Origin of the sequence: Pedobacter planticolens (assembly GCF_014172375.1) — a bacterium.
GTDB lineage: Bacteria > Bacteroidota > Bacteroidia > Sphingobacteriales > Sphingobacteriaceae > Pedobacter > Pedobacter planticolens.
In genome coordinates this window covers 428,068-449,400 of record NZ_WNXD01000001.1, presented here as the reverse complement: position 1 = coordinate 449,400, position 21,333 = coordinate 428,068, and the positions used below count along the sequence as shown (strand labels likewise).

Annotated in this window: 22 protein-coding genes and 1 pseudogene; 8 read left to right on the top strand and 15 right to left on the bottom strand. The window is 33.7% G+C overall.

Going from position 1 to position 21,333, the window contains the following annotated elements; translation table 11 throughout:
• Positions 1-56 precede the first annotated feature (56 nt).
• Positions 57-320, bottom strand: a complete 264-nt coding sequence (locus GM921_RS01915) for a hypothetical protein (protein ID WP_182920924.1) — start codon at positions 318-320, stop codon at positions 57-59.
• A complete protein-coding gene (locus GM921_RS01910; RefSeq protein ID WP_182920923.1) occupies positions 320-1,666 on the bottom strand; it encodes a DEAD/DEAH box helicase in 1,347 nt (448 codons plus the stop codon). Before GM921_RS01910 ends, GM921_RS01915 begins: the two co-directional genes overlap by 1 nt.
• A gap of 112 nt (positions 1,667-1,778) precedes the next feature.
• On the opposite strand from GM921_RS01910, the gene GM921_RS01905 reads away from it, so the two are divergent.
• Both GM921_RS01905 and GM921_RS01900 read left to right on the top strand, forming a co-directional pair.
• A complete protein-coding gene (locus GM921_RS01905) occupies positions 1,779-3,113 on the top strand; it encodes a dihydroorotase (protein ID WP_182920922.1) in 1,335 nt (444 codons plus the stop codon).
• Between the two features lie 3 nt (positions 3,114-3,116).
• Entirely contained in the window at positions 3,117-4,199 is a 1,083-nt protein-coding gene (locus GM921_RS01900) for a DUF3810 domain-containing protein (protein ID WP_182920921.1), read from the top strand.
• 55 nt (positions 4,200-4,254) lie between these two features.
• Here GM921_RS01900 and miaE read toward each other — a convergent pair whose 3' ends face one another.
• A complete protein-coding gene (gene miaE, locus GM921_RS01895) occupies positions 4,255-4,836 on the bottom strand; it encodes a tRNA-(ms[2]io[6]A)-hydroxylase (protein ID WP_182920920.1) in 582 nt (193 codons plus the stop codon).
• 178 nt (positions 4,837-5,014) lie between these two features.
• On the opposite strand from miaE, the gene hscA reads away from it, so the two are divergent.
• Positions 5,015-6,877: a Fe-S protein assembly chaperone HscA gene (gene hscA / locus GM921_RS01890; RefSeq protein WP_182920919.1), complete on the top strand. Its 1,863-nt coding sequence runs from the start codon at positions 5,015-5,017 to the stop codon at positions 6,875-6,877.
• Positions 6,878-6,954: 77 nt separating this feature from the next.
• On the opposite strand, the gene GM921_RS01885 is transcribed toward hscA, so the two are convergent.
• Positions 6,955-7,392, bottom strand: a complete 438-nt coding sequence (locus GM921_RS01885; protein ID WP_182920918.1) for a DUF4395 domain-containing protein — start codon at positions 7,390-7,392, stop codon at positions 6,955-6,957.
• 57 nt (positions 7,393-7,449) lie between these two features.
• On the opposite strand from GM921_RS01885, the gene GM921_RS01880 reads away from it, so the two are divergent.
• The 4 genes from GM921_RS01880 to GM921_RS01865 all read left to right on the top strand — a co-directional run bounded on the left by GM921_RS01880 (position 7,450) and on the right by GM921_RS01865 (position 10,182).
• Positions 7,450-7,869 (top strand): hypothetical protein, encoded by a 420-nt coding sequence (locus GM921_RS01880; protein ID WP_182920917.1) that lies wholly within the window; start codon positions 7,450-7,452, stop codon positions 7,867-7,869.
• A 150-nt stretch (positions 7,870-8,019) separates the two neighbouring features.
• Positions 8,020-8,472 (top strand): GNAT family N-acetyltransferase, encoded by a 453-nt coding sequence (locus GM921_RS01875; RefSeq protein ID WP_182920916.1) that lies wholly within the window; start codon positions 8,020-8,022, stop codon positions 8,470-8,472.
• A 9-nt stretch (positions 8,473-8,481) separates the two neighbouring features.
• On the top strand, positions 8,482-9,189 hold the full coding sequence (locus tag GM921_RS01870) for a hypothetical protein (RefSeq protein ID WP_182920915.1): 708 nt from the start codon (positions 8,482-8,484) through the stop codon (positions 9,187-9,189).
• 36 nt (positions 9,190-9,225) lie between these two features.
• On the top strand, positions 9,226-10,182 hold the full coding sequence (locus GM921_RS01865) for a zinc dependent phospholipase C family protein (protein WP_182920914.1): 957 nt from the start codon (positions 9,226-9,228) through the stop codon (positions 10,180-10,182).
• Here the strand turns inward: GM921_RS01865 and GM921_RS01860 are convergent.
• From GM921_RS01860 to GM921_RS01815, 10 genes and pseudogenes are all read right to left on the bottom strand, one after another.
• A complete protein-coding gene (locus GM921_RS01860) occupies positions 10,179-10,853 on the bottom strand; it encodes a VTT domain-containing protein (protein WP_182920913.1) in 675 nt (224 codons plus the stop codon). The genes GM921_RS01865 and GM921_RS01860 overlap by 4 nt on opposite strands.
• A 67-nt stretch (positions 10,854-10,920) precedes the next feature.
• A complete protein-coding gene (locus GM921_RS01855; RefSeq protein ID WP_182920912.1) occupies positions 10,921-11,613 on the bottom strand; it encodes a DUF4397 domain-containing protein in 693 nt (230 codons plus the stop codon).
• A 122-nt stretch (positions 11,614-11,735) separates the two neighbouring features.
• Entirely contained in the window at positions 11,736-12,860 is a 1,125-nt protein-coding gene (gene dnaN, locus GM921_RS01850) for a DNA polymerase III subunit beta (protein ID WP_182920911.1), read from the bottom strand.
• Positions 12,861-12,893: 33 nt separating this feature from the next.
• Entirely contained in the window at positions 12,894-14,627 is a 1,734-nt protein-coding gene (gldG, locus tag GM921_RS01845; RefSeq protein ID WP_182920910.1) for a gliding motility-associated ABC transporter substrate-binding protein GldG, read from the bottom strand.
• Positions 14,621-15,349, bottom strand: coding sequence for a gliding motility-associated ABC transporter permease subunit GldF (gene gldF, locus GM921_RS01840; protein WP_182920909.1), 729 nt, complete (start codon positions 15,347-15,349; stop codon positions 14,621-14,623). Before gldF ends, gldG begins: the two co-directional genes overlap by 7 nt.
• Before the next feature lie 95 nt (positions 15,350-15,444).
• Entirely contained in the window at positions 15,445-15,969 is a 525-nt protein-coding gene (locus GM921_RS01835) for a hypothetical protein (RefSeq protein WP_182920908.1), read from the bottom strand.
• A 125-nt stretch (positions 15,970-16,094) separates the two neighbouring features.
• Positions 16,095-16,445, bottom strand: a pseudogene (locus GM921_RS01830) (ATP-binding cassette domain-containing protein); the annotation flags it as partial.
• Positions 16,446-16,596: 151 nt separating this feature from the next.
• Complete coding sequence (locus tag GM921_RS01825; RefSeq protein ID WP_182920907.1) at positions 16,597-17,127, bottom strand: hypothetical protein; 531 nt, start codon at positions 17,125-17,127, stop codon at positions 16,597-16,599.
• Positions 17,128-17,251: 124 nt separating this feature from the next.
• Positions 17,252-17,959, bottom strand: coding sequence for an ATP-binding cassette domain-containing protein (locus tag GM921_RS01820; protein ID WP_182920906.1), 708 nt, complete (start codon positions 17,957-17,959; stop codon positions 17,252-17,254).
• Positions 17,949-18,881, bottom strand: coding sequence for a glycerophosphodiester phosphodiesterase family protein (locus GM921_RS01815; protein WP_182920905.1), 933 nt, complete (start codon positions 18,879-18,881; stop codon positions 17,949-17,951). Before GM921_RS01815 ends, GM921_RS01820 begins: the two co-directional genes overlap by 11 nt.
• 418 nt (positions 18,882-19,299) lie before the next feature.
• On the opposite strand from GM921_RS01815, the gene GM921_RS01810 reads away from it, so the two are divergent.
• A complete protein-coding gene (locus GM921_RS01810) occupies positions 19,300-20,778 on the top strand; it encodes a glycine--tRNA ligase (protein WP_182920904.1) in 1,479 nt (492 codons plus the stop codon).
• A gap of 211 nt (positions 20,779-20,989) precedes the next feature.
• Here the strand turns inward: GM921_RS01810 and arsC are convergent, their stop codons facing one another.
• Complete coding sequence (gene arsC, locus GM921_RS01805) at positions 20,990-21,331, bottom strand: arsenate reductase (glutaredoxin) (protein WP_182920903.1); 342 nt, start codon at positions 21,329-21,331, stop codon at positions 20,990-20,992.
• Positions 21,332-21,333: the final 2 nt, after the last annotated feature.

Here is a 21,333-nt window from a genome sequence, read left to right as displayed (position 1 = left end):
TTTTTTACGGTTGCAAATATGCTGATTTTACAAAGCATATTTAAACGCACAACGTTTTACTTTTGTAATATTAAAATAAGGATGGCGGTTAGTACGATGAACACTAATTCTATGATCCAAATTCGTTTTAAATCTTTTAGAGTAAATCTAAAAATCAAATCACTCACAAAACTTACTACCACTAAACAACCCAAAAGGAATTTATAAAAAGCTGTCATGTCAAAATGTTGACCAGCAGTTTTTGCTTGAAAAATACTAATAACTAACAACGCAAAACTTAGCGCAGTTACGATATTTAAAGGCGTTAATCGTAGTTTCATTATGATTTCTTCTTATCAAAACGTTTTTTATTCTTAAATACTTTTGTTTTGTGCGCTTTATTTCTAGCTTTTTCTCTTTCGCGATCTTCGATCTGTTTAGCGTTTTTCTTTTCGTGGAAAGCCCCTTTAAAATCTGGATCTTCCTTACGTTTTTGTAAATCTATTTCTTTTGCGATTTGTTGTTTTTCGTCATAAGGTGTTTCTTCTACAAAAACTCCTTCAGGAATTGGCTCAACTGGAATAAACTGACGTGTTAGCTTTTCAATTTTACGGATGTAATATTTCTCCGCTTCTGTGCAAAAAGTAATTGCATCGCCTGTAGCAAAAGCTCTTCCTGTACGTCCAATTCTATGCACATAATCTTCAATAATAATCGGCACATCAAAGTTTATCACATGACTTACATCCGTTACATCAATTCCTCTCGATGCCACATCTGTAGCTACTAAAACCCTAATATTTCCTTCCTTAAAGCTATTTATAGAATTGATACGTGTATTTTGTCCTTTATTTGCATGAATAACCCTAACTGATTCTTCGCCAAATTTACGAACCACATAGCTGAAAATATTATCAGCCACTGCTTTCGTTTTACAAAAAATAATTAATCTATTAAAAACTTCAACATCTTTCAGCAAATGCTGTAATAAGTTGATTTTTGTTTTAAAGTTTGGAACCTCATATAAAACCTGTGTAACCGTACTTGCAGGTGTTGCCTGTTCAGATGCTTCAATTATGGTTGGATGTTTCAAGAAATCTCCTGCAATTTTCTGTACCAAATCACTCATAGTAGCTGAAAAAAGCAAGTTCTGACGCTTACGAGGTACCACTTCTAAAATTCTGTGAATGGAACCAATAAATCCCATATCCATCATTTTATCAGCTTCATCTAACACTAAAAACTGTAAATATTTGGTATTAATATCTCCCGAAAGGTAAATATCTAAAAAGCGACCTGGTGTGGCAATGATAATATCTACACCTGCTTTTAATTGTTCTTTTTGTGCTTTTGGACCAATTCCACCAAAAATCACCACTGATCTTAAATCTGTATATGTAGAAAAACGCTTCACTTCTTCCGCAATTTGCATGGCCAGTTCGCGAGTTGGCGCTAAAATTAAAGCTCTTGCGGCATCGCCCTGCGCATACTTTAATTTCATTAACATTGGCAAAACGTAGGCTGCAGTTTTCCCAGTTCCCGTTTCGGCAATGCCACAAATATCCTGACCAGATAAAACTGGCGCAATTGCTTTTTCCTGTATCGGAGTGGCAACAGTGTAACCCGCATCGGCAACTGCGTTTAATATTTGCCTATTTAAATTAAATTCTTCGAACGATTTTGCCATAGCGCACAAAGATACGAATAAGTCTTGAGTCATCAGTCTTGAGTTCGAAGTCTATAATAGACCCACGACTTCGGACTTTTGACTTTGGACTAAATCACCTAACTTTACCAGCATGAATACGTATCTGATAAAAGGCGCAACTTTAGTTAACGAAGGACAGCAATTTATAGCTGATGTTTTAATAAAAAATGGATTAATCGAGAAAATTGGTCAATCGTTATCAGCTCCAGAAGCACAAGAAATTAACGCTGATGGACTTTACCTTTTACCAGGAATGATAGACGACCAAGTTCATTTTCGTGAGCCAGGTTTAACGCATAAAGCAGATATTTTTACGGAAAGTATGGCAGCCGTTGCAGGTGGTATTACTTCTTTTATGGAAATGCCAAACACCGTTCCAAATACGTTAACGCAAGAATTATTAGCCGACAAATATGATATCGCCGCACAAACATCATTAGCTAATTACTCATTTTACATGGGTGCCAGCAATGATAACATAGAAGAAGTTTTAAAAACAGATGCTAAAAATGTGTGTGGAATTAAAGTTTTCATGGGTTCATCAACTGGAAATATGTTGGTAGATAATGAGCAGACTCTAGAAAACATTTTCAGTAAAGCACCCATATTAGTTGCCACACATTGTGAAGATGAAGCAACAATTCGTGAAAACTTAGCCATTTTTAAAGCGAAATATGGTGAAGATTTAACCATAGAAATGCATCCTTTAATTCGCAGTGCGGAAGCGTGTTATAAATCTTCGTCGTTAGCAGTAGAATTAGCGAAACGTTATCAAACTCGATTACATATTTTACATATTTCTACGGCAAAAGAAATTGCTCTATTTGATAATTCAATCCCATTAAAGGATAAAAAAATTACTGCAGAAGCCTGTGTACATCATCTTTGGTTTAATGATCAAGATTATGCTATAAAAGGAAATTTCATCAAATGGAACCCTGCTGTAAAAACTGCAGCCGATCAAGCTGGAATTTTGCAAGGTGTTTTAAATGACAACATTGATGTAATTGCAACGGATCATGCACCACATACTTTAGCAGAAAAACAACAACCTTATTCGCAAGCGCCATCTGGAGGACCATTAGTGCAACATGCCCTGCCTGCCCTACTTGAAATGCATTTGCAAGGTAAAATCTCCTTAGAAAAAATCGTTGAAAAAACTGCTCATAATTTGGCTATTTGCTTTGATATCGAAAAACGTGGCTTTATTCGTGAGGGTTATTGGGCAGATTTAGTTTTAGTAAACTTAAACGATCCATTTAAAGTTACACCATTAAACATTTTTTATAAATGTGGTTGGTCGCCATTTGATGGAGAAACTTTTCAAGCGAGCATTACACATACATTTGTGTCTGGCAATTTGGCGTATCAAAATGGCAAGTTTGTAACCAGTGAAATTGGTAAAAGATTGAGTTTTACTCGCTAGTTTATGCAAACTAATATCCCACGTAAACTTTTAATAAAATCTGCCATAATCTTCGGCATTGCCCTATTTATATTTCTTTTTGGATTATTTCCTCAATTAGTCCTTACCGTTTATTCAAAAGGGGTATACCCTATTATTTCTTCCATTTTAAGATGGATTTCTTCTATTTTTCCTTTTGCACTAGGTGATATTCTATACGGACTATTGATTATTTTCGCTCTAATACAACTCTTTTTATTCTTTAAAAGAAGAAAATCACTTATTAAAACCCATCGATTAATTATTCCATTAAAACTGTTTAACCTAGTTTTAATTTTATACATCAGTTTCAAACTACTTTGGGGTTTAAACTATTCTCGACCAAGCATTACTCAACAATTAAATATTAGTGATGAGAAATACAGTGTAAAAGAATTAGTGCTTTTAGGCAATTACTTTATCGATAAATTAAACACACTTCAACCTCAATTATCTCCTAAACTCAGTTATGATATTAATCAGCTTCGTGAAAAAGCAGTTGTAGAATATCATAGTATGGAAAAGAAAAATCCATTTTTCAAGTATAATGCGCCGTCTGTAAAACCAGTTTTAAACGATTGGATGGTTAGTAAAATAGGAATTGAAGGTTATTACAATCCATTAAGCGGCGAAGCGAATGTAAATATGAAACTACCAGCTTGGGTATTGCCTTTTGTGGTTTGTCACGAAATTTCGCACCAAATGGGTGTTGCCCGAGAAGATGAAGCAAATTTAGTGGCTTATTTAGTGGGTATAAATAGTAGTGATATCAACTTCCAATATTCTGTAAATTATAATATGTTGCGTTATATTTTATTCGAAATTAGGATAAAATCACCTGAAGATTATCTTAGAATGCGAGATAAGATAGCTCCAGAAGTTTTAGCAAATTTTAAAGCAGAAAATGAATTTTGGGCTAAATACAACGGACAAATGTCGAATTATATGGGTGTAGCTTTCGATAAATTTTTAAAACTTAACAATCAAAAAAGAGGAATTAAAAGCTATCAGAATATTGTGATTTGGCTATGGAATATACATAAAGGTCAGTTAGCTGTTGTCAATTAACAGCTGTCAGTTTTGGATATCGTTATTCAACTGAAAGCTACAAACCGAGAACTGATTAGCCGTGTATCGCTTCTTTATTTCCAAAACTCATAATTAATTCTCCTTCAAAAGCCAACCATTCTTTCCATCGTTTCTCTACATCAACATCTACGGTGTATTTACGTGCAAAGTTTAAAAATGTGGTATAATGTCCAGCTTCCGAAACCATTAAATCATGATAAAACTGAGCTAATTCTTTATCTTGAATGTTTAAGGATAATACTCTAAAACGTTCACAACTTCTCGCTTCAATCATTGCGGCAAACAATAATCTTTCTATAAAACTGTTGTTTCTAGAACCATCTCTCTTGCAAAATTTCATTAACTGACCAACATAATCATCTTTTCTACCACGACCTAGTGTATATCCTCTTTTTTTAATGATATCTACCACTTGCTGAAAATGCTGCATTTCTTCTAATGCGATAATCGTTAATTCTGAAACCAAATCTATGTGTTCACAATTATCAGCAATCAAATTTATAGAGTTAGTAGCTGCTTTTTGCTCGCACCAGGCATGGTCAGTTAAAATTTCCTCTAAATTAGATTCTGCAATATTCGCCCAACGTGGGTCAGTCAATAATTTAAGTCCTAGCATGTTTCAAAATTACAAAATTAGTCGGGAAGTCAGAAGATTTGCACCACCTAAGAAACCTGAGAACACCCTAGGCAAATTAATCTTAGCTTAACTAAGATGCCTTACGTGGTAAAATAATAAACCTTTCTTACAACATTCAAACAATTGTAAACAATAAACTATGTAAATTTGCGCTGTTATGGCAAAAATATCCATCAACCTAGCAACAGGTTCATTTCAAAAAGAAGAAATTATAGTTGGTATAGATTTAGGAACCACGAATAGTTTGGTTGCTTTTATCAATCCAGAGAAAAACCCTCAGGTAATTAATGATACTGGCAAAGGGCTTTTAGTGCCTTCTATTGTGCATTTCAATGAACATGGCGATGCTGAAGTTGGTAACGAAGCCAAAGCTTTTTTAACTTCAGACCCTGCTAATACTATCTTTTCTGTAAAACGATTATTAGGTCGCTCGTACAAAGATGTAGCCAACCACAAGGATATTTTTAGCTATAAAATTATTGATGATGATACAGATGCTTTAGTGAAAATTAAAGCTGGAAACAGGTTTTATACCCCAATAGAGCTTTCTGCAGAGATATTAAAAGAGCTAAAAGCAAGAGCAGAGCACGCCTTAAAAACTCCAGTAAATAGAGCTGTAATTACTGTTCCAGCCTATTTTAACGATAGTCAGCGACAAGCCACTCGCGATGCTGGTAAACTAGCTGGATTAGATGTGTTGCGCATTGTAAACGAACCAACCGCAGCAAGTTTAGCATACGGTTTAGGTTTAGATCCTACGCAACAAAAAACAATTGCAGTATACGATTTAGGTGGTGGAACTTTCGATGTTTCTATCCTCCAAATACAAAATGGAATATTTGAAGTTTTAGCAACTAACGGTAATACTTTTTTAGGTGGAGATGATTTTGACAGAGCCATTTTAAACTATTGGATAGAGAAAAACAACTTAGATTTTGCTACCGTTGCTCAAGATAATATCCTAATGCAAACCTTGCGTTTACAGGCTGAGGCTGCTAAAAAAACATTATCAACCCAAAATTTATACAATGAACAACTAGGAGAAATTTGGTGCACATTAGACAAACAAACTTTCGAAAAACTAATTGCAGATAAAGTTGCTGAAACTTTGACCTGTTGTAAACAAGCATTAGCTGATGCAAGTTTAACCATCGCCGAAATTGACGAAGTAGTTTTAGTTGGTGGTTCAACCCGCACACCTTATGTAAAACAAGCGGTAAGCGATTTCTTTAATCGCCAACCACACGATCAAATTAATCCAGATGAGGTTGTTGCTTTAGGTGCAGCCATCCAAGCTGATATTTTAGCAGGCAATCGCTCTGATATTTTATTATTAGATGTTACTCCACTTTCCTTAGGTATCGAAACTATGGGTGGATTGATGGATGTAATTATTGCTCGCAACAGCAAAGTACCCACAAAAGCTGGTCGCCAATACACCACGTCAATTGATGGACAAGTGAATATGAAAATCTCAGTTTATCAAGGTGAACGAGATTTAGTGAAAGAAAACCGTAAACTGGCAGAGTTCGATTTAAAAGGAATTCCAGCTATGCCTGCAGGTTTACCAAAGGTTGATATTAACTTCTTATTGAATGCTGATGGAATTTTAACCGTTCAGGCTATAGAATTACGCTCTGGCGTGAAACAAGAAATCGATATTATTCCGAGTTACGGTTTAAGTGATGATACGGTAGAAAAAATGTTAATCGACAGCATTGAAAATGCTAAAAGCGATGTTGAACAACGCATGCTTATTGAAGCTAAAAGCGAAGGCGAGCAATTGGTGTATACCGCAGAGCGATTTATTAAAAAGAACGGCAATATCTTAAACGAACAAGAACTTACACTAACTATTGTGCTTATTGCCGAACTTAAAGACGCTTTAGATAGCGGTGAAAAAGATCGTATTTTAAAGAAAGCTGATGAACTGAATGAGTTTACTCGCCCTTTTGCAGAGCGATTAATGGATATGGCAGTTGGTCAAGCTATGAAAGGCAAAAGAGTTGATGAACAATAATTAACCACAGATAAAGAGGATGAACACAGATAAAAGTTGAATAGCTGTGTTTATCTGGTAAATCTGTAGCTAAAATTCTATTTATCGTTAAATATCATTTGCCAGAAGCTATAAACATAACAACCTACACAAATTGCAAATACACTTTCCAGTATGGCGAAAACCAATAACACACTCGTTAAAATTAATGCAGCAATATCAAACTGCAATATATAAACTGCGCTAATAAGCAAGCAAAACACAAAACCCAACGTTGCAGCAAATTTCTTTGGAGCTAAGTCAGTCATTTTTGTAGGTAAAGAGAATACCTTAAAAACTTGTAGCGCAATAGCTTTTAACACACTCCATTTTCCGCTAGTAAAAGCTCGAATTGCAAAATCTACCATTAAAAAAATCATTGCATAGTAATTACCAAAAGCAATACATACAACTGCTATAATTGCAACTATGAACGCAACTATTCTAATTACACTTTCATTAACTCTTTCAGCAGAAATAGGGCAAGAAACTTCCATTTATTCAATTTAAATTGCAAAAATATGGAAACTAAGTTATTAAAGCATCATTAAAACATGAAACTAATAAATTCTAACTCGATACTAAGTATTGGATCAACAATTATATTAACTGCTTCTATATTAATCTATTGGTTTCTTTTCATTCCATTAACCCCTATACAAGTATTATACTTAAAATGTACAAATTGTACAATAGGTAAAGAACAAGCTATAACAGACTTTAAAAAAGGAACTTATCAAATAGTTACTTGGGGGCTTCCAGATACTCGTTATGACACTATAGTCTATCCTTCTGACATATTGGAAAGCGACTATAAGATTAAAACTATTCGCGGCAACAACTGTGTCAGTTATTATGCAATTGATTGTTATACTATCAAAATGTATCAATTACTATCTGTAAAATATGGTAATGATTTTGTAGGAGCATCTCATAGAAAAGCTTATCAACTTAACAATGTTCTCAAACATTAAAAATTCAAATGAGCCGATATTTCTTAATTTCTTAGCGCACTTAATTAATCAACAAATACATTATTCTTATATCAAATTCATCACTATATTTAATGATTAGGATTTTTCGCTTTTAAAATGTTAAGGAATTAAATTTAGAATTAAATACAAATGATTAACTGCATAAGAACAAACTCCGAAAACAAAGACTTCCAAAAATTGGTAGCCGAACTTGATGCTGACTTAAAAATTAGAGATGGAGAAGATCACTCATTTTATGCTCAGTTTAATAAAATTGATGCTATTAAACATGTAATTGTAGCTTATAAAAATGAAACAGCCGTAGGTTGTGGAGCGATTAAAGCCTATACACAAGATACAATGGAAGTGAAACGAATGTTTGTATCTCCTACCAAACGTGGACTAGGAATAGCGTCAACAATTTTAAATGAATTAGAAATTTGGGCAAAAGAACTTCACAATAAAAGATGTGTGCTCGAAACAGGTAACAAGCAACCCGAAGCCATTGCACTTTATCTAAAGAGTGGATATCAAATTATACCGAATTACGGTCAATATGAAGGTGTAGAAAATAGCGTGTGTTTTGAAAAAGTATTAGCTTAAATTTTTTGTATGTATCCACCTAAATACCTTCCTATACTTGTTTTTTGCTTATTAATTTCTTGTAAAAACACAAATAAAACAACAAAAAGCTCAATGATTTCTAAATCAAAAAATGAATTCATTTCAAATTTAAAAACAAACTGCAGTTGTGAGGTAGACAGTATCAAAAATGAAAATACAACAACATGTGATACCACTATATTAGAAAATAAAAGTAAATTATATTATCAGTTTAATTGTGATTCAATATGGTTAACTCTTGAAAATAAATTAGGAGAAAAAAAGATTATTTATTCAGAAAAAGAGAACTTTGATAACTTTTTTCAGATTCAATGGAGGCTTAAATATGTCTTAAAGAAAGAATATCGAAAATATTTACTATTCAGAAGCAGCTGCCCAGCAAATGGACCATGTAACTTTGTATTAATTGATAAATCGACAGGCAAAGTAAAAAAAGAATTTGGAGAACTTATTTATGACCATGACAAAAAACTATTTTATGATTTTGTTTTATATTTTTCAAAAACGCATAACGAAATAATTGTGAATTTTATTGACAGTGATAGACAAATTAAAACTGACATTAATAAACAAGATTTTAATTCATCAGTTCCAGAATATCAGTTTAATAAAATATATTATTATAATGACACCATTACTTTAATATATAACGACAATAAAAAGATAATTATCGATACTAAGAAATATATCCATTAGCATTTCGTAATCAATTCTTTTCTCTATCTTCATTTTATGAAAAGATTAACGATTTTACTATTGTTAATCATCCCTTTTCTATTTTGCACTTCTTGGGGCTTTTTTGCCCACCGAAGAATTAATCAACTAGCAGTATTTACATTGCCTGTAGAAATGATTAGTTTTTACAAATCTGGTTATAAATATATTACCGAACATGCTGTAGATCCAGATAAACGTAGATATATTGATACACTAGAAGCTCCTCGACATTATTTAGATGTAGAAAACTACGAGGAAAATATAGATAGTATTCCTGAGAAATTTAAAGATGCCTTAGCCAAATATGGCCAAAAGAAGCTGAATGAAAATGGAATTGTTCCATGGCAAATTCAACGAATGTATTACAGTTTAATTAAAGCTTTTAAAACTCATGATTCACTAAAAATCTTAAAATATTCTGCGGAATTAGGTCATTATATTGGCGATGCTCATGTTCCTTTACACACTACAAGTAACCACAATGGGCAATTAACCAATCAGCATGGTATTCATGCTTTTTGGGAAAGTAGAGTGCCAGAATTATTTGCTGGTGGATACAATTTTGTAGTAGGCAAAGCTTATTACATTGATGACCCCTTAAAAGCTGCATGGGGAATTGTGAAACATTCACATAGTTTATTAGATAGCGTTTTGCTTCTTGAAGCAGAACTCAATAAAACATTTCCATCTGATCAAAAATATAGTTTCTCAGAGCGAAGCAATGCAGTAACCAAACAATATTCATCAGCCTATTCAAAAGCTTATCAAGATAAAATGAATGGCATGGTAGAAAAACAAATGCGCTCTGCTATATTGATGATTGGTTCTTTTTGGTTTTCTGCATGGGTAGATGCAGGTCAGCCCGAACTTAAAAATCTAATTAAAATAGAAATAAGTACTGAAGAAAGAAAAGCCATAGAACTAGAAGACAAGAAATATAAAGAAGGTAAAATTATTGGTAGAGAAAATTAATCTTCCTTCGGTGCAACTACCTCAACTTCCTTCGATTTAAATCTACTCATAATTGCTGCATAAACCGCTGGCACAAAAGTAACCACAGCAATTAATACAATCACAATATCAAAGTTATCTTTAAACCATTGAATTTGACCTAATAAATAACCTGCAAATAGTAAACTAAAAATCCATGAAACGCCACCAATAATGTTAAACGTAGTGTATCTACCGAAAGGCATTTTAGCAATTCCAGCCACAAAAGGAGCTATCGTTCTGAAAATTGGTAAAAAACGACTGAAAATAATTGCTTTTCCACCATGTTTTTCAAAAAACTCGTGCGATTGATGGTAGTATTTTAGTTTGAGAATTTTATTTTTTTCTTTAAAAACACCTGCCCCCAATACACTTCCTAACTTATAATTTAAGGTATTCCCTAGAATTGCTGCAGCAGTAAGAATGAAAAACATCAACCAAATATTTAAATCGGTTTTATCTCCTGCAATTAATGCCCCTGTTGCAAAAAGCAATGAATCGCCAGGTAAAAATGGAGTGATTACAAATCCAGTTTCTGCAAAAATGATTAAGAATAAAATGAGGTAAGTTAAGGTATGATATTCATTTACAATGTCAGCAAGGTGCTTATCAATATGAAGAATAAAGTCTATGAGTTGTTGTAGTAATTCCAATTTTTATATTTTTTTCAAAAATAGGCATATGATTTTGATAACCACGCTTACTTTCAATAATTTGATGTTAATTGTAGGTAATTTTATTTATGGTAAGATTTGCATTTGACGTTCCACTAAACCAAATGGTATATATTTTGCCAGCTTCAAACTCCGCTCCTGAAAAAACTTTAACTCCGCCAGCACCCAAAACAGAAACTCTCAAATCAATACCTGGATCTATAGAAAAATAGGTTGAAGCTTCTTTAAACGGCAATGAATTAATTAATAAAACGTTTCCTGTTAAGTTCACATTTATGGTATTGGTAAAATATGGGCTTAAGTTTACAAAACGTACACTTGCTTTTCCAGCTGCTGTAGCACCTAAATTGTCTTCAAAAGTTAAAACTTCTCCTTGGTTAGATTTGTCCTCTACATAAAATGACGTATAAGATAACGTAGGGACAAAAACAACTTGCGCAGACACATCTTCACTTGCATTTGAGAAAGATGCATTTTTAGTACCTGAAGAAATTTTAATGTAATCGCTGCCCTCACCAAAAGCTAAAGACTGAGCATTAACTTTAACATCATCTAAATAAAAATCAACAGATGAAGAAGTATGTGAAGCATTAACTAGTTTAATTTTTGCTTCTCCCTTTACAACTTCATTGGTAATTACCATGTCCTTTTTACAAGAAACAAGACAGCAAAATGTAGCAAGACACGTTAAACTTAAATAGAGATGAAGTCTTTTAACGAATGGTAGCGTTATTTTCATAAATTTTTAGTCTAACAGGTACTAAACAACAATGGCTTGGTCAAAAACCAAGCCATTGTTGTTATGGGTTACGTGTTACGTGTTAAAGGTTGCAGGTTTACGTTCTCAAACAGGCAACTCTCTTAATAACTATTATTTAGCATTACCGGCATCACCAACATTAAAACATCTTCGTTTTCATCGTTAGTTTGTGGTATTAATAAACCAGCTCTATTTGGTGTAGATAATTCTAAAGTAACTTCTTCGCCGCTTAAATTACTTAGCATTTCGATTAAGAAACGGGCATTAAAACCAATTTCTAAATCTTCGCCTTCATATTGACAGCTTAAACGTTCGTGAGCTTCATTTGCAAAATCTAAATCTTCTGAAGAAATATTTAATTCGCTTCCGTTAATTTTTAATCGCACTTGATGTGTAGTTTTATTAGCAAAAATTACTACCCTACGTAAAGTATTTAAAAATAATGCTCTGTCAATTACCAGTTTATTCGGATTATTAGCAGGAATTACTGCTTCATAATCTGGATAACGTTCATCAATTAAACGACAAACTAGATTGATATTTTCAAATTTGAAAAAAGCACTTGTTGCGTTATAATCTACCGAAACATTCACATCTGTACTTGGTAAAGCAGCTTTTAATAAAGTCAATGCCTTTTTAGGCAAAATAAACGATGATGCCTTATCAGCTTTGCTATCCATTCTGCGGTAACGTACTAATTTATGTGCATCTGTTGCTACAAAAGTAATGTGTTGAGGAGAAAGTTGACAATACACACCTGTCATTGCTGGGCGCAACTCATCGTTACTTACTGCAAAAATGGTTTTGGTAATTGCTTCTGTTAAAACTGAAGCAGGTAAATTTACCGATGAAGCATTTTCCACTACTGGAATTTTAGGGAAATCATCTCCGTTTTCGCCACTCAATTTATATTTTCCATCGCCTGCGCTAATCTCGATAGAGAATGTAGCATCATCAATATTGAAAGAAATTGGTTGATCTGGTAATGTTTTTAAGGTATCTAATAATATTCTAGATGGAACGGCAACTTTACCTTCTTCTTTAGATTCTACAGCTAACGATGTGGTCATGCTCGTTTGTAAATCTGTAGCAGAAATAGTTAGATTTCCATCCTTAATTTCGAATAAGAAATTTTCTAATATTGGCAAAACAGTACTGCTGCTAGATGCGCCGTTAACTGTTTGTAAATGTTTTAATAATGTTGATGTTGATACTATAAATCTCATAGTTGATTTTATCTGTTCTCAAAAATATAAAAATTACTTTGCATACTTATGTTTACGGTAATAATGTTGAAAAATTGCGAAACATATTAACAATAACAAGGGCGCAACTGCATTAATTAATTGCCACTTTGTTTTTTCGGTACGTAAACGAGCTTTATCCAACAATCTCACCTTAATTTCTTTATTACGCAGGGCGATTAAATTATCGTCGTCGGTAAAATAATCTGCAATATTTAACAGCAATGCTTTATTTCCGTAATTCTGTTGCGAATATCTATCAAATCCTAGCGGGAAAGGTGTGTTTTCTGATTTACTTACCTGGTTACTAAAAATATCTCCATCGCCAATTACAATCATTTTTGTGGGCTTACTACTTGCAGGCACATCATATTTTTCTGTAATTCCTTCTGGCACTGGCCGATTTAGAAATACGGATTTAAAACTACCTTCTAGTAAAACTCCAGCTGCTTTTGGCGTACTGGTGTATTCTTCTTGCGTTGGTTGTTGTGCTAATAATTGCAATGAAAGCAGTTTAGGTGCATCGTAAATTTTATTGTAAGGTGATGTTTGAAGAATGATTTTCTTGTTCACATTTAAAACCCCAATGGTATCTACTGTACTTGCAAATTCAGTCCGAATACCATCAATATTTTTAACCACATTACTCGTTGTATCAGGCATTAAAATTGGAAAATATAGCCATGGCGCTGTATCTATTTGAGCTTGTTGTCCGGCAGCACCAGTTGCATACGGAATTTGCGCACAATTAATATCTGTAATCAGATTATAGTTAATTCTGGCACCGTATTCAAAAAGCATATCATCTAAATTCAATTGCCTATTAACCGCCATAATCTGCGGTTGCTTTTGCAAACTATCTAGTTCTGCATTTACTTGGTCAATTGCCCAAACCACTCGTCCGCCTTGCATTACAAAATAGTTAATTTTATACTTTTCGACTTCTGTTAATGCCTGCTGTGGCTTAGCAACAATTAATACTTTTAAATTATCTAACCCTTCTTTGGTAATAAGTTTTAAATCTACTCTACCCACATAATATTGCTGAGATAAAGAGGTAATTGCATCATACAAATACAAATTTGATGGTTCGCCATGTCCTTCCGTAAAACCAATACGCGGATTACTTTTTGTGATTAATCTTTTAATGGCTGATGTAAACGTGTATTCGAGATTTTGAATAGAACTGGTGATATTTTCTTCGTAATCTGTAGCTGCCCCACCTGTTTTTTGCAATAAATTAACAGGCATTTGCTCTCCATCGCTCTCTATAAGCGCCATCGGAAAGATTATTTTCTGCGTAATTCCTGCATCATTTTTAATGTTAACCGCTAAAGGTTTTATGCCAATTTGAATGTACTTATTTATGGTAGTGTCTTGTTCATTTGCAGGTACATTAGCCAAAGGATCTTCAAAAACAATTTTTACATTGGCATTTGAATAAGCTTTGTAATCGTTCAATAAATCTTTCGTCGCATTGCGTAATCTTTTAAAAGCAGCAGGTATTTCGCCATCTAAAAAAACCGTAATAGTGATGTCTTTGGTCGTTTTTTGTAAATTTTCTTTCGTTTTTTGCGTTAAGGTATAGCGTTTCTCCTTGGTAAAATCGAAACGTGTATAAAAGTATTGAGCGAGTACGTTCATCAGAATTATAAATGCAATAAACAAAAGTATTTTTACGTACTTATTTTTCTTAGTTCGTTGGTCTTTGTTCCTTATTCCTTGTTCATTATTCCCTGCCCCTACCATTTCCTACCTCCAATCACAAACTTGGTTAAGCCTAAAAACACAAGCACAAAGCTGATGAAATAGATTAAATCCCGTGTATCCAAAACTCCTCTACTAATGGATTGATAATGTTCGTTAATTCCTAAATTGATGAGTACTGTTTCTAAATAATTTAGCTCGAACAATTTGCTAAGTGAATCAAATCCATTAAAAGCGAAAAAACATAAGAAAACAGCAATGGCAAATGCAATAACTTGATTTTTTGTAATAGATGAAGTAAAAATCCCTATGGCTGTAAAAGCATTCCCCAATAAAAACAACCCCAGATAAGAGCCAATTACAGCTCCAGAATCTACATTCCCTTTGGGTAAACCTAATTGATAAATACTATAATAATAAACTAATGTAGGTATTAAAGCAAAAAGTAATAAAACAATACAGGCTAAATATTTTGCCAAGATAATTTGTAAATCGCTTAAAGGTCGAGTAGCTAAAAGTACGTAGGTTCCCTCCCTCCGTTCTTCGGCAAAAGAGCGCATGGTAATAGCAGGAATTAAAAACATGAATAAAAAAGGGACTAAACTAAAAAACCCATTTAGTTCGGCATAACCATAATCTAATAGTGATGTATCTGGAAAATACCATAAAAGTAAGGCACATGCCAACAAAAAAATACCAATGGTGATATAGGCCATTAGTGAATTTAAAAAACTGAATAATTCTCGTTTAAAAACTGCGTACATGCAATGTGATTAATGAAGCCGAAGTTATACAATATCTCCTAAAACAAAAAAGTCCTAACAAAATTGTCAGGACTTTTAAAAAATTATAAAATTGATTATTTCTTTTTACCAATATAGATTTGGAAACCAAGATTTAAACCTAAGTCTGATGAGCCCATTCCACCATCGGTAGAATTGCTATAACCATAACCTAAACCTGTTTCTAAACCGATATTTTTAGTAATAAAATAAGCATAACCAAGAGTTGCACCTAAATTATATGCAGTACTGCTAGCGCCACTATATGAAACGCCGCCTAAACCTGCATTACCTTCAGCAAAAAATTTAGATTTTTCAGTACCACCAAAATAACCACGTACAAATGGGCCAATACCCCAAGATGTAGCTGTAGTACCTGATGCACTAGCAACATTTAGCCCTAATTTAGCACCAATTGCAAGATTATCTTTCACAAAATAACCAGCTTGTGGAGATAATGATAAACTAAATACCTCTGATGTAGTATTGTAATTGATATTTGCAGCTTGAGCACCAACCATCCAAGTACCTTTTTCTGTTTGTGCTGATGCTGCAAAGCCTAAACCTGCAACAAGGGCTAATGATAGTAATAATTTCTTCATACGTTTTTTTATGTAATTTATGTTTGTATTAATTGTCAATTAAGACGCAATAACTAAGCCAGTAGTTACAAATTAGTATCAGATTTTTGACAACTTATAAGAGTAATCTTTTAATGATATGGTTTTCAGTTGGTTAATTTCCTGAAGACTTCTTCTAAAGAATTTGTTTTATTTTGTGCTTTAAGTTCTTCTATGGTAGCATTTGCCACAATTTTCCCCTTATTGATGATAATTACCTCATCACAAATGGTCTCAACTTCTTGCATAATATGTGTAGAAGGGATAACCGTTTTATCTTGACCCAATTTTTTAATTAATGTTCTAATATCTATCAATTGATTTGGATCTAAACCACAAGTTGGTTCATCTAATATTAAAACCTCAAGATGATGAATAATTACCTGCGCCAAACTCACATGTTGCTTATTTCCTTTAGAAAGCACACTGATTTTTTTAGGCTGTTCTGACGCTAACCCAACTTGCTAAAATCTGCAATTAAAATTAAGGATAGTACTAATGTTTTCTTGTTTGTTTATCTAATTGTAAAACTATAAAATTAGTAGCAATAAAAAAGCCTCAGTAAAAAATATCTACTGAGGCTTTTTAAAGTTAATATCTAACTATTTCTTATAAGCCAAATGCATAAGCAGCACGTAAACCTACAAATGATGTAGAACCATTGTTAGACCAAGTTTCGTAGCGTAAACCAAAGTCTAAGCTAGATTTATCTGATACTGAAAACGAAGCACCTAAAGCTGGAGCGAATGCTAATAAAGTAGATCCACCAGTTTCAGTACTAATTGAAGCTCCAACTTCACCAGCAGCATAAAAATTACCCCCGAAGTAATATTTAGCGCCTGCTTTTAAAGGAACATAACCGAAACTTGTTGGATAACCTGCAGCTTTAGCAGCATCCTTTACATCGCCAGTAAGCATATCTGAAATATAACCTGCAGAAATAGTTAAGTTTAATGATTTAGCAACTGGTTGTTCGAATTGTAAAGATCCACCAGCTAATAATTCATTTTTTGAATTTTTTTCAGTTGGAATACCAAATTCTGCACCAATACTTAATTTTCTAACAGCACCTTCTGTTTGTGCTGATGCTGCAAAGCCTAAACCTGCAACAAGGGCTAATGATAATACTAATTTTTTCATTGTGTTTTTTTGTGTTTTATGTTTGTATTAATTGTCCATTAAGACACAATAACTAAGCCAGCAGTTACAAATTAGTGTCAGATTTTTGACAACTTATAAGAATGATTAGTTAATAAAATGATTTTCAATTGGTTAATTTCCTGAAGACTTCTTCTAAAGAATTGGTTTTATTTTGCGCTTTAAGCTCGTCTATGGTAGCATTTGCGACAATTTTCCCCTTATTGATGATAATTACCTCATCACAAATAGCCTCAACTTCTTGCATAATGTGCGTAGAAAGAATAACCGTTTTGTCTTGACCCAAATTTTTAATTAATGTCCTAATATCTGCCAATTGATTTGGGTCTAAACCAGAAGTTGGTTCATCTAAAATTAAAACCTGTGGGTTATGAATAATTGCTTGCGCCAAACCAACACGTTGCTTATACCCTTTAGAAAGCATGCTGATTTTTTTATGCTGTTCTGGCGTTAATCCAACTTGCTTAATCACATCTTCTACCCTGTGTGTTAAATTTTCTATTTGATAGGTTTCTCCTACAAAACTTAAAAATTCTCGGATGTACATGTCCGTATATAAAGGTGTATTTTCTGGCAGATAACCTATTTGCTTTTTTATGGCTAATCCATCTGTCAAAATATCTTTATTGCAAATTTCAATACTGCCAGATGTAGCTGCCAAATAACCTGTCAGCATTTTCATAGTAGTAGATTTACCAGCGCCATTCGGACCTAAAAAACCTAAAATCCTCCCCGGTTTCGCTTCAAAGCTAATGCTGTCAACTGCTTTTTGTGAACTGAAGTGCTTAGATAGATCTTTTACTTTAATGCTCATTTTGCTTCACTGTTAAGTTTGCAAACTTAAGCTTTTTGTCGTTTCTATAGTTATCAAATTGTGTGCCTGCCAACACCAATTCATCTGTCGATAAAATATCAGCACCATTAGTTAACAATTGTTCATATACTTTTTGATTAGGATTAGCAATTGCACTTTTATCTAAGTTGCCCATAGTGCCCAAAATACAAGTAATGCCTTTGCTATGTAAGTAATCGTACACGGCTTTATCTGGTGCTGATACGCCTACAAAAGCAACAATCTTATTATTTGGCACACCCATTTCATTTAAACGTTCTATATCTGCAATGCTTCTGGCAGAAGCCGATATCATTAAATCTGGTGCCAGTTTATGTACTTCTGCAGCTTGGTTAGCATTGTAAGTAATAATAATTGCATTGGTTTCTGATTTTGTTCTGCGCACCGCAGCTACAATTTTCGAATAAGGTACACCACGCTTAATATCAACAGTAAAAATCACCTTATTTTTACCCCAAGTTAAAACCTCATCCAACGTTGGGATTTTAAAAGCGGTTACTTTTCCATCATCATCTTTTAGGTTAAATTTCTGCAATTCTGCATAGGTATAATTTCCTATCGCACCAGTTCCCGTGCTAGTTCTATCTAATTTATCATCATGCATAATTACTAGCGCAGAATCTTTACTTAACGCCACATCAAACTCTATAATTACAGGCTGATACGTAGTTGCATTTTCGAAAGTTTCAATCGCATTTTCTGGAAAACCCGGCATCGGACCACCACGATGTGCACTAATCAATGGGAAACCTGTTGTTTTACGGTTTAAGAAATCAGTAAACTCTTCCGCAGAGCGAAAAGAGATATAGTTATGTTTTGCTGGTGATATGCAAGATAAACATACCACAAAAACAGCGACAACCAGTAAATTGATTTTTTTCATGCTCCAAAATTAAATTAAAGTTGCAAGGTAAAAATGTTTTGAGCTTGAAATGTTACATTATCAAATTGTTATTCGGCTATTAATTACAAAACCGCCCTTTCAATTACCCTGTTTTTTAGTTCTAAAGTTATTTGAACAGCTTCGTTTTACGATTAAAATGATCGTGAAAGTTTAACTGTTAAAACGGACTTAGTTCGGGGTTGGGTCGGAGTTGGTTCGGACTTGTGACAATTCAATTCGAAGCAAGTCCGACTGAAACCCGACTAAAATATATCGTAATAGTTAAGCTTTCATCTTCCAGTAATGAATCATATATGCAACATGTTTAAACATGGCAAACTAAATGGCTTTTTCTATTTGCAAAAACCTCATTTTCATCACACATACCTTTAAGGCTTTTTATTATATTTGCCTCACTATGGCTAAAAGTAACGACGAACAATTTAAAAATGTAATATCACATGCTAAAGAATACGGTTTTGTATTTCAAAGCAGCGAAATATACGACGGTTTAAGTGCCGTTTACGACTACGGACAATTAGGTGCCGAACTAAAAAACAACATCAAAACCTATTGGTGGAAAGCTATGGTACAAATGCATGAAAACATTGTAGGAATTGATTCTGCAATTTTTATGCACCCTAAAGTATGGAAAGCAAGTGGTCACGTGGATGGTTTTAACGATCCAATGATTGACAATAAAGACTCGAAAAAACGTTATCGTGCTGATCAGTTATTAGAAGATAAAATTGCTCGTTACGAAAAAGATGGTAAAACCGAAAAAGCTGCAAAATTGCAAGCTGATATGGATGCTGCTTTAACGGCAGAAGATTTACCTCGTTTAAAAGTTCTAATTGAAGAGCACGAAATTGCTTGCCCAGTTAGTGGAACTAAAAATTGGACTGACGTTCGTCAGTTTAACTTGATGTTTAGCACTCAGTTTGGTGCAATGGCAGAAGGAAGTGATGAAGTTTATCTTCGCCCTGAAACAGCACAAGGTATTTTTGTAAACTTCTTAAACGTACAAAAATCTGGAAGAATGAAAATTCCTTTCGGGATTGCACAAATTGGTAAAGCATTTAGAAACGAAGTAATTGCCCGTCAGTTTATTATGCGTATGCGTGAGTTTGAACAAATGGAAATGCAATTCTTTGTTCGTCCAGGCGAAGACAAAAAATGGTTTGCGTATTGGAAAGAAGCTCGTTTAAAATGGCATAAAGCATTGGGAACTCCTGCAGAAAAATACCGTTTCCACGATCACGTTAAACTAGCGCACTATGCAAATGCAGCTACAGATATCGAATTTGAATTCCCATTCGGATTTAAAGAAGTGGAAGGCATTCACAGTAGAACTGATTTCGATTTAACACAACATCAAGAGTTTTCTGGCAAGAAAATGCAATATTTTGATAATGATTTAAACGAAGAAGGTAAACCTTATGGAAATTACGTTCCTTACGTTATCGAAACTTCTATTGGTTTAGATCGTATGTTTTTGTTAACCATGATTAATGCTTTTGAAGAAGAGGATTTAAGCACAGCTGATAAACAAGACAGCAGAACTTTGCTACGTTTACACCCTGCTTTGGCACCAATTAAAGTGGCTATTTTCCCATTAACCAAAAAAGATGGTTTACCAGAAAAAGCTCGTGAAATTATGGATCATTTGAAATTCGATTTCAACTGTGTGTATGAAGAGAAAGATGCTATCGGTAAGCGTTATCGTCGTATGGATGCAATTGGCACACCTTTCTGCGTAACTGTAGATCATCAAACTTTAGAAGATAATACCGTAACCATTCGTCACCGTGATACCATGGAGCAACAACGAATTGAAATAAAAGAATTGCACACCATTATTGAAGGTAAAGTAAGCTGGAGAAATTTGCTAGCTTAATAAGAATAGAAACTGAAACCTATTTAAATTTATGTTAGGTTTTTTGCATGTCAGTCTGAGCTAGCTTGCACTGAGCGTAGCCGAAGTGAAGACTTTTGTGCATATCCTTCGACAAGCTCAGGATGACAACCGCTTATGATTTATTTGAATAAAATTTAAAAGTTTCTTAATATTATAAAAAAAGCCGCTAGCGAAAACTAGCGGCTTTTTTTTATAAAATATCATCCAAAGCATCATCAGTCCTCGCAATAACTGCCTTATCTCCATTTACAACAATAGGCCGTTGTATTAAAATAGGGTTTTCATGCATAGCGATAATCCATTCTTCGTCTGTTAAATCTTTCCCTTTAAATTTTTCCTGATAGACCTTTTCAGTTGTCCGAATTAAATCGTGAGGTTTACAGCCTAATTTATGCAGTAAGGTTTTCAACTCAGTCACACTTGGCACCTCTTCCAAATAGTTAATAATTTGAAATTCTTCATCGCCCTGCATTAAAGTTTTTAAAGCCGTACGACTTTTACTGCAGCTACTATTATGATAAATTGTTAGCATAT